Source organism: Croceicoccus sediminis (assembly GCF_007570835.1).
GTDB lineage: Bacteria > Pseudomonadota > Alphaproteobacteria > Sphingomonadales > Sphingomonadaceae > Croceicoccus > Croceicoccus sediminis.
Window position 1 is genome coordinate 41,098 of sequence record NZ_SUNC01000004.1, and the last position, 16,543, is coordinate 57,640.

A 16,543-nucleotide genomic window follows, 5' to 3' on the forward strand; every position below is an offset into this window, starting at 1 on the left:
TGCTCCACCGGCCCCCGGCGCGGTGGGTGAGGCTCGAATAGGCAGATCGCAATGACGCGATGTCGGGTGGAGTAGAATTGCGCGTGAGCGACGGACACGAACAGCTCATGCAGCGATCGCCTCTCGCCCCCTCGGGAATGACGGCGCGATTCCGGCAATTATCGCATTTTCTGATCGCGGCTGGCGTACTGGCGATGGGCTTGATCCAGTTGGGCAGCTTGTGGAGCGACCTGCGTGTGAACGGCCTGTCCATCGCAAACCTCCAGAACCTGTCGAACATACTCTTGTCCGACCTGCTGAGCGGAGCGCACCGGACGGTATCGGGCGTTTTCATGGTGATCATGTCGATCGGCCTCGCCTTGCGCTCGCGCCTGGCGTGGGTGGTGGTGACGCTGCTGATGGCGATCAATATCGCGCTATGGCTCACCGCATTAGACACGCATGTGCTGCTCGGCCTGCTGGAAGTGGTGCTGCTCGTCGCCCTCTATGTCTTCCGGGGCCAGTTCAACCATACCAGCGTCGCCGCAGCGTCGATCTTCTCTGTGGGCAGCCTCGTGCTCGTGATCGCCTACGGCGTTCTGGGCAGCGTGATGATGGGAACCCAGTTTTCCGAGCCGATCAAGGATCTGGGCACGGCCTTCTATTTTACCATCGTGACCATGTCGACGGTGGGTTACGGCGACATCTACCCGACGACATCTGGCGCGCGCCTCTATGTCATTTCGCTCATCATCCTGGGCCTCACGGTATTCGCCACTGCCATCAGCACGGTGCTGCTCCCATTCCTGCAGAACCGGATGCGTAACTTCCTCGTTGGAAAGAAACGAACCATGAAGATGTCGGGCCACTACGTCATCGCCAGCCGATCCAACCTGGCGATCAACACCTATCGCGAGCTGCACAAGCGCGGAAAGAACGTGCTTTTCATTCTCGACGCCAAGAGCGACGACATTCCCGACGATGCCGATGTCATTGTCGGCAATCCGACCGATATCGACACGCTGAAAAATGCTTCCGGCGCAACTGCCGAAGCGATCATGGCCCTGGGCGAAGACGATGCAACCAACGCCTTCGTGGTGCTCGCCGCGAAAGAGCTGGAGGGCACGCCGAAGACGGTGGTCGCCGTCAACAACACGCGCAATCTCGAAAAGGTTCGCAGAGTTCAGCCCGACTTCGTCTTTGCCCCGACGATCGTGGGCGGCGAACTGCTGGCCATGGCACTGACCGGCGAAGAGGTGTCGGACAAGAACCTCGTCGACCGGTTGATCAACACCCAGAAATAGAGCGACGGGGAAAAATCGCGCAGGCCAACCCGCTCGCGATCCTCGCAGAAGTCAGCGGCGCTGGAGCGGGTGAAGGGATTCGAACCCCCATCCTTCGGCATCGAAAACCGCAGGAAACCTTGAATTTCTGTCTAGGTTAGAATGCTATGTAGCCTGCTGTGCGTCCAGCACAGAGTGACTGGTCAGGTCCAATTATTCCGAACCCAAATCGAGTTGAGGTTGGCTTCCCGCGGCTTACCCGCCACCCACTCAGGTTGGTAACGCCCATCCCGCCGCCGTGTCCGATAGCTGGCCGGGCCCGACTCCGCCGGTGGAGAACAGGTAGCCGAATTGCTGCCAGACGCTGATCGAAGCCTGCACGCCGAGAAACTGTATGCCAAAGTGTGGCCAGGCGACTGGGCCGCGGGCCGCCAGCGCGGGGATTGCGATGCCAACAGCGGGCAGGACCAGCCAGCCAGTGACAGAGCGGACCCATATGAGGGTGCTGATAAGCAGTGCGGCACCCGGCAGGGCCAACGCGGCACCTGCAAGCATCACCGGCTTCTGGCGCAGATAGCGCGCACGTTCCGCGCTGGTGAGGATAAGGACGCCTGCCCCGTCGTTCTCCCAGCTGCAATTGAACAGGTGGAAGGGCCCGGAAATCATGCGCGACGCGCGATAAGCCTCGACGTCCAGTTCCTTGCCGGATGTCGTCGCAGCGTGTCCCAGTTTTCGCTATTCGATATCTGACATTAAGGGAAAAGTCCCGGCCAGCACAGTTGTGCTGGCCGGGCAGTCTGCCTCAAGGGAGAGCAAGAGGCAGGAAATCTGAGCTAGCTCTGTGGCATTGTGGTTTTCAGCGCAGCGCTCAAACGAAACCTAGTTACTCAAGCCATGCTGATATCTATGATTTCACCTTTGGAGAAATCACCGGCAGACTGAGCAACCATTCCGTAAAACTGCGTCAGCACGTCTTGCGGTTCATAGAGCTCGAGCATGTGGCCAAGCGAAGCCGAAGTGTCGACAAAAGCGAACCGGAACCCGTCATTCATCGCTGCGTCGAGAGCGATTGCATATCCCTCTGCCTCGAAGCGACCGATCTCCTGCTCGATCGAATCCACGAACAAGGCCACGTGGTGCAGGCCGAACCGGCCCGATCGCTCGGGATACATATCGTGGAACGCCGACGGCCCGGCGTTATTCTGCTGCACGAACTCGATCATCACTTCGCCCCACTGACCATACGCGGAAGTGTGGTCGAGCGGTCTTTGAACACCCCTGTGCAGGGAGGTGGCCAGAGGTATATGCTCGGAAAGGTAATAGGGCCCGGAACCAAACATGCGATGGTGCCGAATGGCCGCAGCCTTCGCATCCTCGACGAAATAGGCAATCTGGCGCGGCGGCAGATCGGGAAGGCTCATTCTCATCCTCCCTTATGCGAATTCTGATTCCGTCTCGGTGACGGTGAAGAACCTGTTGGCGGAGCGATCGAAAAGATATTCCTCGTCCGCGATGATTTCCGCGCTGGCTTCAGGCGTAGTGATATGCGCCAGGGTATCCTGGTAGGCAGCTTCGTCCGCGAACCAGAGTTCCATTACGATGTCGTATGGCTGGTCTTCGGTAACGCCATAAGTCGGGTCGACCAAAGGAGTGAGATAGCGCCGAAGGTAACGCTCGACCCGCCCCTTCAGGTACTTTTCGCCGATCTTGGCGTGTACCTTTTCGTAGTGGTTCCGGAACTCCTCGTGAGACAGATTGGGATTGCGCTTCAGCAGTCCGATATGTTTGATCATGTTCGCTCTCCGTTATCTTATGTCGTTATTGGACGGATGTTAGCCTTCAGGCGTGTTCGGCCACCGAACGCTCGATTTCCGCCTTGCTGGGATTGCCGCGCAGGCACAGGCCGCCGTTTACCTGCAAGTTCTCGCCCGTCATGAAACACTCGTCACTGGCCAGAAAAACACAGGCGGCGGCGATGTCCTGGGAGGTGCCGTATCGACCGGTTGGGTACGATGCCTCGAACGCTTCCATCAAACCGGGAACCTCTTGCGCACTGGCCGTCATCGGGGTCGCAGTTACGCCCGGAGAAACGCTGTTGAAGCGAAGGCCCCTGTCGCCGAACTCGTTCGCGACCGTACGCACCAGATGATCGGTTCCCGCCTTGGTCGCCATGTAGGCCGCGTGATCGTGGAACATGATGCTTGCCGTCGCAGAACTGATCTGGATGAAAGATCCGTTGTCGTTGAACGCCGTGACGAGAGCCTGAAGAAACTGGAAAGGCCCGCGAAGCTGCAACTTGTACATGCGGTCGAGATCTTCATCCGTCGTCTCGAGAAAAGGCTTCAACAGGCCCCAGCCCGTTGCATTCACCGCTATGTCCAGGCCCCCGTCCATGCTTTTGGCGGCGGAGACCATCTGAGCGATGCTGTCATGGTCGGAGAAATCACAATAGATGGCTTTTCCATCGATATCGGCGGCAAGCTGATCAAGCTCTTCCTTGTTACGCCCCGCAACGGCAACCGTCGCACCTTCGCTCGCAAAGCGCCTGGCGATGCACTGGCCCATATTTCCGGCACCGGCTGCGCCGACGACCAGTGCCGTCTTTCCTTGCAGTCTACCCACAGTGATATCCCTCTTCCCTCTTGGCGCTGGCAAGTGTCAGCCTGCGCCGGTTTCTTCGTATATCTCGATGATGTTTCCGAAGGGGTCGCGGCCGTAGACGGCAGTCATCCCTTCCATGGCCACGGGCGGTCCGGCGAAAGTCATTCCCTCGGCGCTGAGCCTGGCGTGTTCGCTCGCAATATCCGAAACCTGTAGGCAGAAATGGGTGATGCCCCGGTTGGACGCAGGATAGCTTTGATCGAACGACGCGGGCGCCGGATTGGCGTATTCCCATAACTCGACACGGCATGATCCGCTTCGCACCATCCGCATACGGGCCGTGACGTTGGGCAGGCCGATAACGGCATCGGACTGAACGTCGGTGCCATCAATATCGGCACCCCATTCATCCTCCATGCCCAAGACATCGCAGTAGAAGGCAATCGCGGCATCAAGGTCTGGAACGCCGATTCCGATGTGATGGATACCTTCAATCATGATGCATCAGCCCTGATTCAGAACGACAAGCCGCTCCCTTCCCAACGCAGGGAAGCAACGCCTTGGACACCTTGCGGCATCGAGCGGCAGGATGGTGGACGGCGCGAGCCATCCTAACGTTCGACAAAATCGGAAAGGAGCTTCTCGACCCGGAGATTTTCCGGGATACGGTCTTCACCGATGGCTCGATCGATCTGCTCGTGAAACCAGTAGATGCGTCGCTCCTGATAACAGAGCTGCATGCCGGTGAAGGCCCCTGAGTTCAGGGATTTCTGGATGCCGGACAGGAACTGGAAGTCTTCCATCTGGATGATGTCGTAGTTCTTCACGAACTCCTTCCAGTATTCCGAATTTTCCGAGTTTTCGTCTTCGGAGCCTGCGCCGATGAAGATCAGCTCGCACTCGCATTCGTCCTTGCTTACCGGCCAGAACGAGATGAGCGGGAAGCCGGCGGAATCGAACGGGCTCACTGTGTTGGGAAAGATGCCGTAGGCAACGTTGTTCTCCCTGAACACTTCCGGCACGGTGGGAATGTCGTAGTTGTCGGCCTCGGTCCCCCAGGTCCCGCCACCGCGATTGAACCGCTTTGGCAGCGCCATCCTGGTATGGCCTCCGGTAAACAGGCCAATCGCCGTCCCGGCCGGATCGAGAAGCATCGCGACCGTTTTCGGGTGGATCGCCTTAACGTGATACGCCTCCAGAAAGGCGTCGTATGCGGCCTTCCAGTTGCAGCTGATCCGATAGTTCAGCCGGCCCTTCACCCGCAGATTGTCCATCGACAGATCCCGCAGATCGGGATGGATCGAGGCAAGATGGTCCATCAATGGACCTGCCTCGGTATCGAAGTTGATGAACACCCAACCATCCCAGACTTCGCATGACACCGGCAGGAGGCCGCGGGCGCACTTGTCGAAATCGCCGAAGTCGTATTCTTCCGGAACCGTTTTCAGATTCCCGGCCAGATCGTAGGACCACGCATGGTAGCGGCAGATCAGACGCTTTTGCGAGCCGGCGGCCTCGACAAGCGGTGCACCGCGATGGCGGCAAGTGTTGTGGAAGGCGCGGACCTTACCGTCTTCGCCACGAACGATGACGACGGAAGCGCCGATCCGTTCGAACAGGGTGTGATCGCCCGTATTTGGAATCTCGTCCGCACGAACCGCGCAAAGCCACGACTTCTTCCAGAGATGCTCGACCTCGAGATCGTAGAAATCCGGGTCGGTGTAACGTCCGCCCGGTATTTCCGGGAGAGTGGGAAATCCTTCGGGAAAGTGGTCCCGTTCCATCTCGTCGCGGATCTGCGCGTTGATCCGTTCTCGCGTCTGCGGCTGCATTGATTCCTCACCCATAACAAAACTTCGGAGGCGCGGCTGAACCCCGCCCCATCAATTATCGAAGCCAGTTATGCGGCCCCTGACAGCACAGGTCAAGAGATTGCATGATAGTGCACCTTTTTGAAGGGTGCATCAGATTGCGAATTTTCCTACCTTTAGAGCTTATCTATCTATTTAAAAACGATTTTATAAATTTTTCAGCTTGCTATATTCTTGCATAAGAGCAAGATTTCCGGCAATTTCCAGAAAGTTTTTAAGCAAAATTGCTTGTTTCGACACCCGATCTGGCATAGCTTTCACCTAACGGAACCTGCGGGTTTCGATTGATTGCCGCAGAGCAGGCACTCCTGAAAAATAACAAAAACGAAGCTCAGATGTTGGAGGGGTTTCTTGAAGATCACATTCAAATCGGACACCAAGCCGGATCGCACGATCACCGCATTCGGCGGCCTCACGTTGATGGAGGCGGCGGTCCAGGGCGACATCGACGAAATCGAGGCCGAATGCGGCGGCGCCTGCGCTTGCGCCACCTGTCACGTCTATATCGCGGATCAATGGCTCCCCGTGACCGGTACAGCGAACGAAATGGAAAGCGAGCTGCTCGAAAGCTCCGAGTGCAAGCGCAGCAACTCGCGCCTTTCCTGCCAGATCGAACTCAAGGCGGAGATGGACGGACTGATCGTCGAACTACCGCCGCAAGAGTGAATGCACTTGCCCGATCGCCGTGACGAACGGTCGCAGTCGGGCAGCAACAGAAATTGGGAGAAGACAAATGAACGTGGCCACAGCAAACGTGGATTATCCGTCAAACGTCCGACCAGAGCAGATCGTGGACTTCGACGTCTTCGCACCCGAGGGCGGGCGCGAGGACTTTTACGGTGCATGGAAAAAGCTGCACGCCGACGGTCTGCCCGAAATGGTCTGGACCCCGCACAATGGCGGACACTGGATCGCGACCCGCATCGACCTCCTGGACGAGATTTTCTCCGACCATGACTTGTTCTCGAGCCGCGTCATCCTCCTGCCCAAGGAAGTCGGTGAGCAGCACAAGGGGCTGCTGCCCACGACTCTCGATCCGCCGGAGCATCGCGGATACCGCAATGTGCTGAATTCCGGCTTTGCGCCACGCGCGATCCGGCACCTAGAATCCGACATCAGGCAATTGACGGCCGATCTGATCGAGGCGTTTCGCCTGAAAGGCCACTGCGACTTCCAGAAGGAGTTTGCCGGCATCCTTCCGATCCAGGTCTTCATGACGATGTTCGGCCTGCCGCTCGAAGATTCTGCCAAGCTCAAGAAATGGTCCGATGACCTGACCCGGCCCGATGGCAGCATCACGATGGAAGACGGCATCGCCCGCCTGAAGGAATACATGATCGTCCATGTCCTGGCGCGGCGAGAAAATCCGCAAGACGACCTGTTGAGCAGGATTGCGAATGGCAAGGTTGGCGACAATGACATCGAGGTTGACGCAGCCAATCAGCTGGCCGTGCAAGTCCTGATCGCAGGCGTCGACACCGTGGTCAATTTCCTCGATTTCGCGATCGTGTTTCTGGCCCGCAATCCCTCTCACCGGAAACAGCTGGTGGATAATCCCGAGCTCGTCCCTGCCGGGGTCGAGGAATTGTTCCGGCGTTTCCCCCTGGTCACCATCGGGCGCGAAGTGGCGAAGGACATGAACTATCACGGCGCCGAACTGAAGCGCGGCGAGATGGTGGCGTTGGCAACCGTACTCGGCGGCCTCGACGAACAAGCTAATCCGGAACCGATGAAGGTCGATTTCAATCGCCACGGCGCGCGGCATGTGACTTTCGGCACCGGTCCGCACCGTTGCCCCGGCGCGCTGCTTGCGCGGACCGAAATGCGCATCGCGCTTGAGGAATGGCTGAAACGCATTCCGGAATTCGACCTCGATCCCGGAATGGCCACGACCATCACTGGCGGCATTACGGCGTCGGTCGACGAAGTGAAGTTGGTCTGGGATCCTGCGACGACATCGGCGGGGTGAATGAGGCATTCGGGGCGGCGACCAGGCCGTCGCCCCGGCATCGCCATGCCAAACTGGAATAGAGCCTCAATTCAAGTCACCTGTGAACGCGCGCGATGGGCCAAGGCCTGCATCGCGATTGCGACAGGAATGGTGCAAAAACCCAGCACTGCAAGGCCGTGACTGAGTGGGCGTTCGCCCCAGTCCCACCCCTCGGCAAAAGCGATGAGCGCGACGGGTCCAAGCGATAATCCGAAAAGGCTGGATGCAAGCAGGTAGAGCGCCATGAGACGCGCGGTATAGGCACCTGCTGCATAGAACTGGATCGCCAAAGCACCCAGTACGAACCATGTCGACGAAAACAGCACCGAAAAGAACGCGCAGGCATAAAGCATCAGCGCGCTGTTCGTCATCGGCATGAGTGTCGCAACCGGTGCCAGGAAGACGCTAAGCAGAAAGAGCGTCGCCGTTATCCCCTTCCCCGGCCACCGGCGCTCGATCCGCATGGCGATCTGCGGCACGATCAACGCCCCGATGCCGCCACCGACGATACCGAGCAGGCCGAAAACGAAGCTGCTCTCCGTCGGGTCCACGTCATATTCACGTAGAAAGATCGTGGGCACCCAAGACACCAGCCCATAATTGAAACAACAGACAAGTCCGAACCCCGCGTAAAAGGGAAAATAGAAAGTCCGGTTCCGGGAGAGAAATTGCAGGAACTCCCGCATACCCGCTGTCGTCGTGCCAGCGCGACCGGTCTGCCGCGGTGGCTCCTTCACCGTCAGATAAAAGAATACCCCCATCATGATCGTGGGTGCCGACAGGATTATGAGGGCCGTGCGCCAAACCTCCCATCCCGTCGTGATCGCCAGCGACGCTGCGATTGCCACGACCACCGCGCCTATCGTGAATGCGCCCGTTCCGAAGATGCCTCCGATCGAGGCATAGATGGAGGTTGGCAATGTCCGCCGCTCTTTCGAGAACATGTCTCCGATCAGGGAGATCGCTGCGGGCGTCAGCACAGCTTCACCAAAGGCGAGGCCCGACCGGCACAAGAGCAGCGTCCAGAAGTCGTTTGCAAACGACGAGAGCAGCGTCATGCCGCCCCAGAACACCACACCCCCCGCCACAAGCAGCTTTCGCGGCCGGGTATCCAGCCAATGGGCGAGCGGTAATCCGGCAAGGGAATAGACGACTGCGAATGCCAGGCCGAGTATCAACCCCATCTGCGCATCGCTCAGCGCGAGCGACACCGATATCCTGTCCGCCAGGATGACGAAGATGATCCGGTCCACGATCGAGATGATGTAGAGCGCGGCAAGGCTTGCGACCGCGAACCAGGCGGCTGACTGCGGATAGACGTGACATTCGCCAGCCGGTCTGGGCTCTGCCATCAACCGGTCGTTTCGGCCGATATGGGTATCGGGGCGGAGTCCACCGGCAGTAGATCGCGGGGGTCGCAGTCCGCGAAGTTCGGATAGTCGGTGTAACCCTCCGCCCCTTGCGTATAGTAGGTGGCAAGATCGGGCCGTGAAATGCGCCAGCCATGACGATAGCGATCGACAAGGTCGGGATTCGAAATGAATGCCTGCCCGAACGCGATTAGATCGGCTCCACCGGATTGCAGCGCGGTCTTGGCGCTCGACCGGGTAAAGCCTGCGCAGTACATGGCCGGCCCGTCGAACAGGGGCCTCAACGAGCCATAGACATCCCAGTCCATCCCGTAATCGGCAATCTGCAGATAGGCGATCGACCGCGCTGAAAGCGCGCGAACGAGATGGCTGTACGTTGAGAGCGGATCGTCATCGAACACGTCATGGAAGGTCCAGCCGGGGCCTATCTTCACCGCCACGAAATCGGAACTGGTCACGGCAATCATCGCATCGACGCAGGCCAACACGAAATTGCACCGTTTCTCAGCAGTGCCGCCCCATTCATCATCGCGCCGGTTCGTATTGGGCGACAAGAACTGCATGGGCAGGTAACCAGATGCGGCGTGTAGTTCCACTCCGTCGAAACCCGCTCTACGGGCTCGGACCGCACAGTTCGCAAACTCGTCGATAGCGGCCAGGACTTCGCGATGCGTCATGGCACGCGGCGTGGTGTAAGGCCGCTTGGGTCGTGGGCAGTTCACCGTATAGTGCCGCGCCGTTGGATCGGGCCTCACCGCAGAGGGCGCCAGCGGTAGTTCGCCGTCAAGCAGGAGCGGATCGGACAATCGACCCACATGCATGATCTGACCGAAGATCTTGCCGCCCGCCTCGTGTACCGCGGCTGTCACTTTGGACCAGGCAAGCTCCTGGGCGTCGGTGTGCAGGCCCGGCGTGAAGAGATAGCCCCGACCCATCGGTGCCGGATAGATACCCTCGGTCACGATCAGCCCAGCGCTTGCTCGTTGCCGGTAATGTTCGACATTGAGATCGCTTGGCACCCCGTCCAGCCCGGATCGGTGGCGCGTGAGCGGCGCCATGCATATCCTGTTGGAAAGCATGACACCGCCCAGAGCGATCGGATCGAACAGAGGGGCAAATTGCCCTTCGTCGCTGACCTTCATCATCGTTAGAAATCGAAACCCAGTTCGACGAGAATCTGCCGCCCTCGCGCAGGGGTTCCGGCAATCTGGTTCAAACCGGATGCGCCGGGTTTCTCAAACAGGTAACCACCGCTGTAGAATTCGTTTCCGATATTCCTGCCGATGACACCGATGTTCCATCCATCGGCTTCGGAAACGAGGCGCGCACTGGCATCGAACAGCCAGAAGCTGGGTTGAACGCCGCGCGGGTTTCCGTTCTCGACGCCGGAGTAACTATCACTGTAACGCGCGTTGCCCGCCAGCACGAAGTTGAAATCGGACGACAGGGGAACCGTCGCATCGAAGCCCGTGCTGATCGCCCAATCCGGTGCGCGTGAAAGGGGTGCGCCGGTAAGGTCCTGGCCAAAGACATCGTCGGCCGTTCCCGCAATCCCGTCCGCACCGTTCGCGACGGGAACATTACAGCCGTCGTCAAAGCCCTGGGTGTTGTAACACCCTGTCACGTAATCGAGATACCGGGCGTGGTTGTACGCCACCGCAGCATACATTCTGAGCACGTCGTTGACGCGGAACTGTGCCTCCGCCTCGATGCCCTTCACTCTTGCGGACGCGGCATTGTTGATCGTGAAGGATGTCGTGTCCGCGTTGAACGAGTTCACCTGCAGATTGTCGTACTTGTAATTGTATGCGGCAAGATTGAGGGTCAGACGACGATCAAGCAATTGCGACTTGAGCCCAATCTCGAACCCTTTGACCTTTTCCGAATCGTACGTGATCGCGTCTTCAGTGATCGTCGCCGGGATGAGCGAGACACTCAAACCGAAGCCACCCGACTTGTAGCCCGTCTTGTAGGCGACATAGGCCGTCAGGTCGGAATTGGGCCGGAAACTCAAGGTCGCTTCGGGCGAGAAATTGTCATCCTTGAAGACGTCCGAGAATACCCTGCTCGTCGGCGCCAGAAGCGTACCGGCCAGTTCGGGCCGCGCGTAGATGTGGCGCATGCTCGAAACCTTCTTTTCGCTCGTATAGCGTACGCCGCCGGCCAGTTCGAGTTGATCGGTAATGTCGAAAACCAGCTGGCCGAACGCGGAATAGGTCTTGCCGTCGGTATAACCCTGACGCTGCCAGCTGTAATACCGCCCTTCGGGATCGGGACCGAGGCCGAGGATGCCGACACTGGTATCAAAATCGAGGCTGGTGTCCTGATAATACAGGCCCAAGAGGAAATTCAGCGGCCCTGCGAAGTCGCTCAGCAGCCGGAACTCCTGGCTGAATGCCTTGTACCCTTCGTCCTCTGCAGAATAGAGCTGATTGAACGAGGTAGCATCGTAGTTGTCGGCGGTGCGCGATGTATAATCGAAATACCCCGAAACCGATGTTAGCGTCAGATCGGCAAAACTGTAGTTCACCGCGAGCGAGCCCAGGTACATCTCGATATCGTTGAAGGGGTCCACCTTCAGCATGGGCATCGTGTCGGCGATCAGGGGATTGAACGAACTGCGCGAAAAGTACTTGTCGAACTTGCATTCGCCATAGGAGTCGGCTGCGCCGTAAGTGATGCCCGTAGTTGCACCATCGCAATAGAACGGCTGTGCGCCATAGGCGGGACCATCGCCAGACTGATCCGCGATCGACAGTTTCAAGGTCGCGTCGAGATCGGTCGAGGCAGGCTCGTAACGAAGCGTGACACGGCCCAGCACTTCCCTTTCGCCGGCACGGTCCTTACCCGGTCCCGGCGGCGGAGTGACCGCTGCGAACGGGTAAGTCGCATCGGTGTAACCTTCGGAGGTATTGAAAAAATACCCTTTCAGATTGCGATAGCGGAGGGCAACCCTGGCGCCCAGTTCTTCCGAAAGCGGGCCGCCGACAGCCCCTTCGACGAGCGCTTCGTCCCCCACGAATTCGTAACTGGTGCGGACATAGCCCGACAGCGTATCGGTCGGTCCGGCCGACTTGATCGAGATTACGCCGCCGGGGCTGTTCTTGCCGAAGAAGAGCGCCTGTGGCCCTTTCAGCACTTCGATCTGGCCGACATCGAAAAGCCCTTGGGCGAGGATGCGCGCACGGCCCACCATGACCCCGTCAACCGCGATGGCAACCGCCTGATCGAAACCGACCTGCCCGCTCGACGTGCTGACCCCGCGCAACGATACGATACCGCCATTGCCGCTACCGCTCCTGTCGATGCTCAACGAGGGGGCGAGCTTTGAAATGTCGCGGATGTCGGTCGTACCGAACTGCTGAAGCTCGTCTGCACCGATGGCCGTAACGGCCACGGGAACTTCGATGAGGGTTTCCCCCCTCTGACGCGCGGTAACGATGATTTCCGTAAGGTCCCCGCTTCCATCCTCGATAACCGACGGATCCGAGTTTTGCGCCAAGGCAGGCGATGCCGTCAGGCCCACCAAACCCACAGTCGATAAAAGCAGATGCTTCGCATAGCGCACGCAAGCGACTTCGCGGCAGATCCCTACCATCTATCTTCTCCCACTTTTGTTCTTCTCATTCAGTCAGACGTCAGCAGAAGCCGCATCGAGCGCCGACGCACTGCGTGTTGACCGTGTGGGCAACTGTATATTTTTTGCATGGACATGCAACCTATATTACACAGACATGCATCTTCCCTGCCCGACATGGGCTGTTCGTTTAATTTGACGGAAAGGCGGAATCGATCGGAAAAGCAGTTGGCTTTCCGGTACACGACGTCGAGCAAAACTGGGATTTTTCCCGCTAATCACTGCCCGAAAGAGCAAGCTCAACGGAAACGACAATCAAGGCCCCGGCTCACAGGCTGCGATCACACGCCCCGCCCAAGCCAATATGATTATTTGTCGAGCACCATCTTTTTCGCGAGAGAGCGACCAGCGCGGTTGCCGAACGACATTGCGACGACGAGAAAGTTATCGACCATGAGGTCTTCGACCTGCGCTTCGTCGATCCTGCCCGCGCACCAGTTCGCCACTACCCCCCACTGCGCGTCGGCGTGCGACGCCTCAAGCGCCTGCTGCCCGAATGCGCGCAAGAGCTTCAAGTCTACCTGGTCGGAACGCAGCCACGCCCTCAGAATCGATGTTGGCATCTGCTGAAGCGAGGCGAAGAGCTTCACCGGGCCCCGCGGAGAGAAATACATTTCCGAAGTGACTTGCGACCACCCCGGAAAGCGGACCGTCTCCTGTGCGATGCGCCGCGTCATGCAGATGGCCTCGGACAGGCTCCAGACCTCTCGATCATCGAACTCGAAGACTTCGAGCGTGTCACTGTGATGAGCAGCAGCCGCTGCCGCGACGACACCATCCTTGTCACCGAATGCATTGTAGATCGTGCGAAGCGCCACGTCACATCGCTCACTCAACTCCTGCAGCGTGAATTCGGAGCCACCGGCCTCCGCGATCATCGTCCAGGCCGTCGACAGGATCTCTCGCCGACGCTTGTCGAAAGTCCGCGCATAGGGGCGACGACGTTCAACGTTCCCATCGTCGTCCGCCTTTTGCTTCGACTGCTTCGTATCGCTAGCTTTCACATTGGCCCCTAGTTTTCACGCATCCGCCACCGATGGCCTTTGTCATGCGCCGGTTCGTCAAGGCAAGTCAGAAATGCCACAAGAAATCTGGCAGGAACCGGCAATTTGGGTACCCTTGCAGCCGACAGCATTCCACGCGCCTCAATCCGCAGCTTCAAGATATGTCGGTCCACGGGAAGAAGCTGCCATCGTTCGAATTCGAACGGGGCGATATCATACCCGACCGCACCTATGCAGATTAGTGCAGCATCGCCCTACGTGTAGATACCTGCACCATGAAGAGGGTCGGCTCGATCATGCGATCCAACCGACCCTCCACGATCATCGCTAGAAACGGACGGTGCCCTGCAGCATCACTTCGCGCGGACGGTTGGTAACAGCGAGGATTTCCCCGCCGCTGGCCGGACCGCCAGGCTTGTCCGTCGCGTAGACTGCATATCGCTCGTTCGTGAGATTGCGGCCAATGAGAGCAAGCTCCCACCGCTTGCCATCGGGATAGAGCTTCAGACCACCATCAAGACGGATGTAATCATCCTGGCGAGCGAGCGGATTGTTGGTCGTGTTTGCCCAGACCTTGCCATTGTACGTCGCCCGCCCACTGAAGCCGACCATCATGGTGTCGCTCACCGGCTTGTCGAGCTGAAATCCCGCGTTCGCGCTCCACTTGGGATTGTAGGGAAGCTGCGCACCGCTCAGGTCCTGTTGACCGCCGACACATCCCAGTTGGGCCGTCTGCCCGGCGTAACAAGGCGCTCCGAGGAATTCGAGATACTTGCCGTCGTTATAAGCGACTGCACCGGACAGGGTCAGGTCGGAAGTAGCCCGGAAGTTGCCTTCCAGCTCGACACCGGTCGTTCTCGACCGACCGGCGTTATTGATCGAGAACGTGGCGGGAGGCCCTGCATTGAAAGTGGCCTGCTGAAGGTCGGTGAAGGTATACCGATAGATTGCACCGATCAGCGTGAGCTTGCGGTTGAGGAGCTGAGCCTTCATGCCCACTTCCCCGCCCTTCGCCTTCTCGGGCCTGAAGACCAGATTTTCGGCGGTCGATGTAGCGCCCAACACGCTTGTTGCGGAGATACCGCCGGATTTGAAGCCGGTGCGATAGGCCGCATAGATCATCAGGTCGGTATTGGGTTTGTAGGTAAGCGATACCTCCGGCGACCAGTTGTCGTCGGTACGCTTGGGACGCAAAGTCACGCCCTCCGGAAGGAGAATTGCCGAGGCCGGAAAATTCGGGCCGAGCATCTGATCTTGGTTGACATAGTCGTTGGTGACCGCGCCCTTCTTCGTCTCCTTGGTATAGCGAACGCCGCCGGACAGCTCGAGCGCGTCGGTGATTTCCCAATCGATCTGGCCGAATGCAGAATACGTCTTGCCCCTGGCTTCCTCGGTCCGATCCCATAGCGCGTAGAAGCCGTTGGAATCGGCGCTATTCAAACCCGCACCGCCGACACCACCCGATGATCGTTTCTGCGTTTCGAAGAACGCACCGACAGTAGCATTCACACTGGATTCGAAATCGGTCGAAACACGAAGCTCCTGAGACAGGGCCTTCGTATCTTCGAAAGTGTATCCCGTAAGGCGCGCGTAGATCGTGCCGTCGTAGTTATCGAACCCCTTGGAATCCAGTTTGTAGGCACCGGTCACCGACGTGATTGTAAAATTCTCGCCATAGTAATTCATGGTCAGAGACGACAGGTAGGCCTTGGTATCGTTGTACGGCGTCCCGTCGCGCGATCCAGGCCAGCCATCGCCTGCATATGCAGATGGCAAAGCGCCGTTGGACGTTCGGCCATCCAGCTTACAGTCGCTGAACGGGTCAATCACGCCATATGACGAGGCGTGTTCCCCGGTGCAGACCGTCTCCATGGGGCCAAGTTCGTTGTTCTGCTTCACATCTGCGGCGAAAATCTTGAGCGACGCATCGAAGTTTTCGCTGGGCGTGAGAGCCAAAGTGATACGGCCAAGGTATTGTCGGCTGCTCGGCAGCTTGTCGGCCGATGGCCGCAGGATGACACCGGGATCGAATGGGCTATCGATTGGCTGCGCGACATTCTTGATCCAGCCGTCGGTCTTCGACGCCCTCGCCGCAACGCGAACCCCGAATGCATCGGATATGGGGCCGCCAACCGCGGCTTCGATAAAGCGCTCATCCGCGTTGAACTCGTATCCTGCGCGGGCATACCCTTCGACGACATCGCCCGGCCCGGCTGTCTTGACCGAGATAACACCGCCCGGGCTGTTCTTGCCGAAATAAAGCGCCTGAGGCCCCTTCAGCACCTCGACCTGCTCCACGTCGAAGAAGGACAGGACCGAGATGCGTCCACGGCTCGACTGGACGCCATCGATGTTGACGGCAACCGTCTGCTCGATGCCCTTGTCGCCCGACGCCGAACCGATGCCGCGGATCGCGAAGGTTGCCCCGTTACCGCCGCCGCCAACAGTTTCGAACCGAACCTGCGGAAGCAGAGTGCCCACGGCCGACAGGTCCGAAATGCCCTTTTCAGCAAGCGCTTCGCCGTCAAGGGCGGTGATCGCAACAGGAACGTCGAGCAGACGTTCCGACTTCTTGCGTGCCGTAACGATGATTTCGCCCTGACCATTTTCGTCGGAGCCATTGAGCGAGACAGCCTGCGCCATCACCGGGCTGGAACTCAGAAAAGCTGATGCCGCAACACCAACCAACAAAGCACTAACACCTAATCGGTTCATCTTCCCCATCCCTTTTGTAATTACATTATTTCAATAGATTATTTTTATATTTATTTTAATTCTAAGAATTTAAGTATGTGCAGTTTTTAAATG

Annotated in this window: 14 protein-coding genes; 3 read left to right on the forward strand and 11 right to left on the reverse strand. The window is 58.5% G+C overall.

Annotated features, from left to right (window positions below; genetic code table 11):
• Positions 1-83 precede the first annotated feature (83 nt).
• The gene (locus tag FAX90_RS13330; RefSeq protein ID WP_170234982.1) at positions 84-1,283 is read left to right on the forward strand and encodes an NAD-binding protein; all 1,200 of its coding nucleotides are present in this window, start codon (positions 84-86) and stop codon (positions 1,281-1,283) included.
• 249 nt (positions 1,284-1,532) lie between these two features.
• Here the strand turns inward: FAX90_RS13330 and FAX90_RS13335 are convergent, their stop codons facing one another.
• From FAX90_RS13335 to FAX90_RS13360, 6 genes are all read right to left on the reverse strand, one after another.
• Positions 1,533-1,928, reverse strand: coding sequence for a M50 family metallopeptidase (locus FAX90_RS13335; RefSeq protein ID WP_144097924.1), 396 nt, complete (start codon positions 1,926-1,928; stop codon positions 1,533-1,535).
• A 221-nt stretch (positions 1,929-2,149) separates the two neighbouring features.
• Positions 2,150-2,683: a VOC family protein gene (locus tag FAX90_RS13340; protein ID WP_144097925.1), complete on the reverse strand. Its 534-nt coding sequence runs from the start codon at positions 2,681-2,683 to the stop codon at positions 2,150-2,152.
• Positions 2,684-2,695: 12 nt separating this feature from the next.
• On the reverse strand, positions 2,696-3,055 hold the full coding sequence (locus FAX90_RS13345; RefSeq protein WP_144097926.1) for an EthD domain-containing protein: 360 nt from the start codon (positions 3,053-3,055) through the stop codon (positions 2,696-2,698).
• 46 nt (positions 3,056-3,101) lie between these two features.
• Entirely contained in the window at positions 3,102-3,884 is a 783-nt protein-coding gene (locus FAX90_RS13350; protein ID WP_144097927.1) for an SDR family NAD(P)-dependent oxidoreductase, read from the reverse strand.
• 36 nt (positions 3,885-3,920) lie between these two features.
• Positions 3,921-4,361, reverse strand: a complete 441-nt coding sequence (locus FAX90_RS13355; protein WP_144097928.1) for a VOC family protein — start codon at positions 4,359-4,361, stop codon at positions 3,921-3,923.
• A 113-nt stretch (positions 4,362-4,474) separates the two neighbouring features.
• Positions 4,475-5,695: an aromatic ring-hydroxylating oxygenase subunit alpha gene (locus FAX90_RS13360; protein ID WP_170234983.1), complete on the reverse strand. Its 1,221-nt coding sequence runs from the start codon at positions 5,693-5,695 to the stop codon at positions 4,475-4,477.
• Between the two features lie 390 nt (positions 5,696-6,085).
• On the opposite strand from FAX90_RS13360, the gene FAX90_RS13365 reads away from it, so the two are divergent.
• Entirely contained in the window at positions 6,086-6,400 is a 315-nt protein-coding gene (locus FAX90_RS13365) for a 2Fe-2S iron-sulfur cluster-binding protein (protein ID WP_240704914.1), read from the forward strand.
• A 67-nt stretch (positions 6,401-6,467) separates the two neighbouring features.
• Positions 6,468-7,703 carry a cytochrome P450 gene (locus FAX90_RS13370; RefSeq protein WP_144097930.1) on the forward strand — a complete coding sequence of 412 codons (1,236 nt, stop codon included), beginning with the start codon at positions 6,468-6,470 and terminating at the stop codon, positions 7,701-7,703.
• A 71-nt stretch (positions 7,704-7,774) separates the two neighbouring features.
• Here FAX90_RS13370 and FAX90_RS13375 read toward each other — a convergent pair whose 3' ends face one another.
• The 5 genes from FAX90_RS13375 to FAX90_RS13395 all read right to left on the reverse strand — a co-directional run bounded on the left by FAX90_RS13375 (position 7,775) and on the right by FAX90_RS13395 (position 16,378).
• Complete coding sequence (locus FAX90_RS13375) at positions 7,775-9,076, reverse strand: MFS transporter (protein ID WP_144097931.1); 1,302 nt, start codon at positions 9,074-9,076, stop codon at positions 7,775-7,777.
• Entirely contained in the window at positions 9,076-10,236 is a 1,161-nt protein-coding gene (locus FAX90_RS13380) for an alkene reductase (protein WP_144098216.1), read from the reverse strand. Before FAX90_RS13380 ends, FAX90_RS13375 begins: the two co-directional genes overlap by 1 nt.
• A gap of 5 nt (positions 10,237-10,241) precedes the next feature.
• Complete coding sequence (locus FAX90_RS13385; protein ID WP_170234985.1) at positions 10,242-12,629, reverse strand: TonB-dependent receptor; 2,388 nt, start codon at positions 12,627-12,629, stop codon at positions 10,242-10,244.
• Between the two features lie 410 nt (positions 12,630-13,039).
• Positions 13,040-13,735, reverse strand: a complete 696-nt coding sequence (locus FAX90_RS13390; RefSeq protein WP_144097933.1) for a TetR/AcrR family transcriptional regulator — start codon at positions 13,733-13,735, stop codon at positions 13,040-13,042.
• A 327-nt stretch (positions 13,736-14,062) separates the two neighbouring features.
• Positions 14,063-16,378 (reverse strand): TonB-dependent receptor, encoded by a 2,316-nt coding sequence (locus FAX90_RS13395; protein ID WP_170234986.1) that lies wholly within the window; start codon positions 16,376-16,378, stop codon positions 14,063-14,065.
• Positions 16,379-16,543 lie beyond the last annotated feature (165 nt).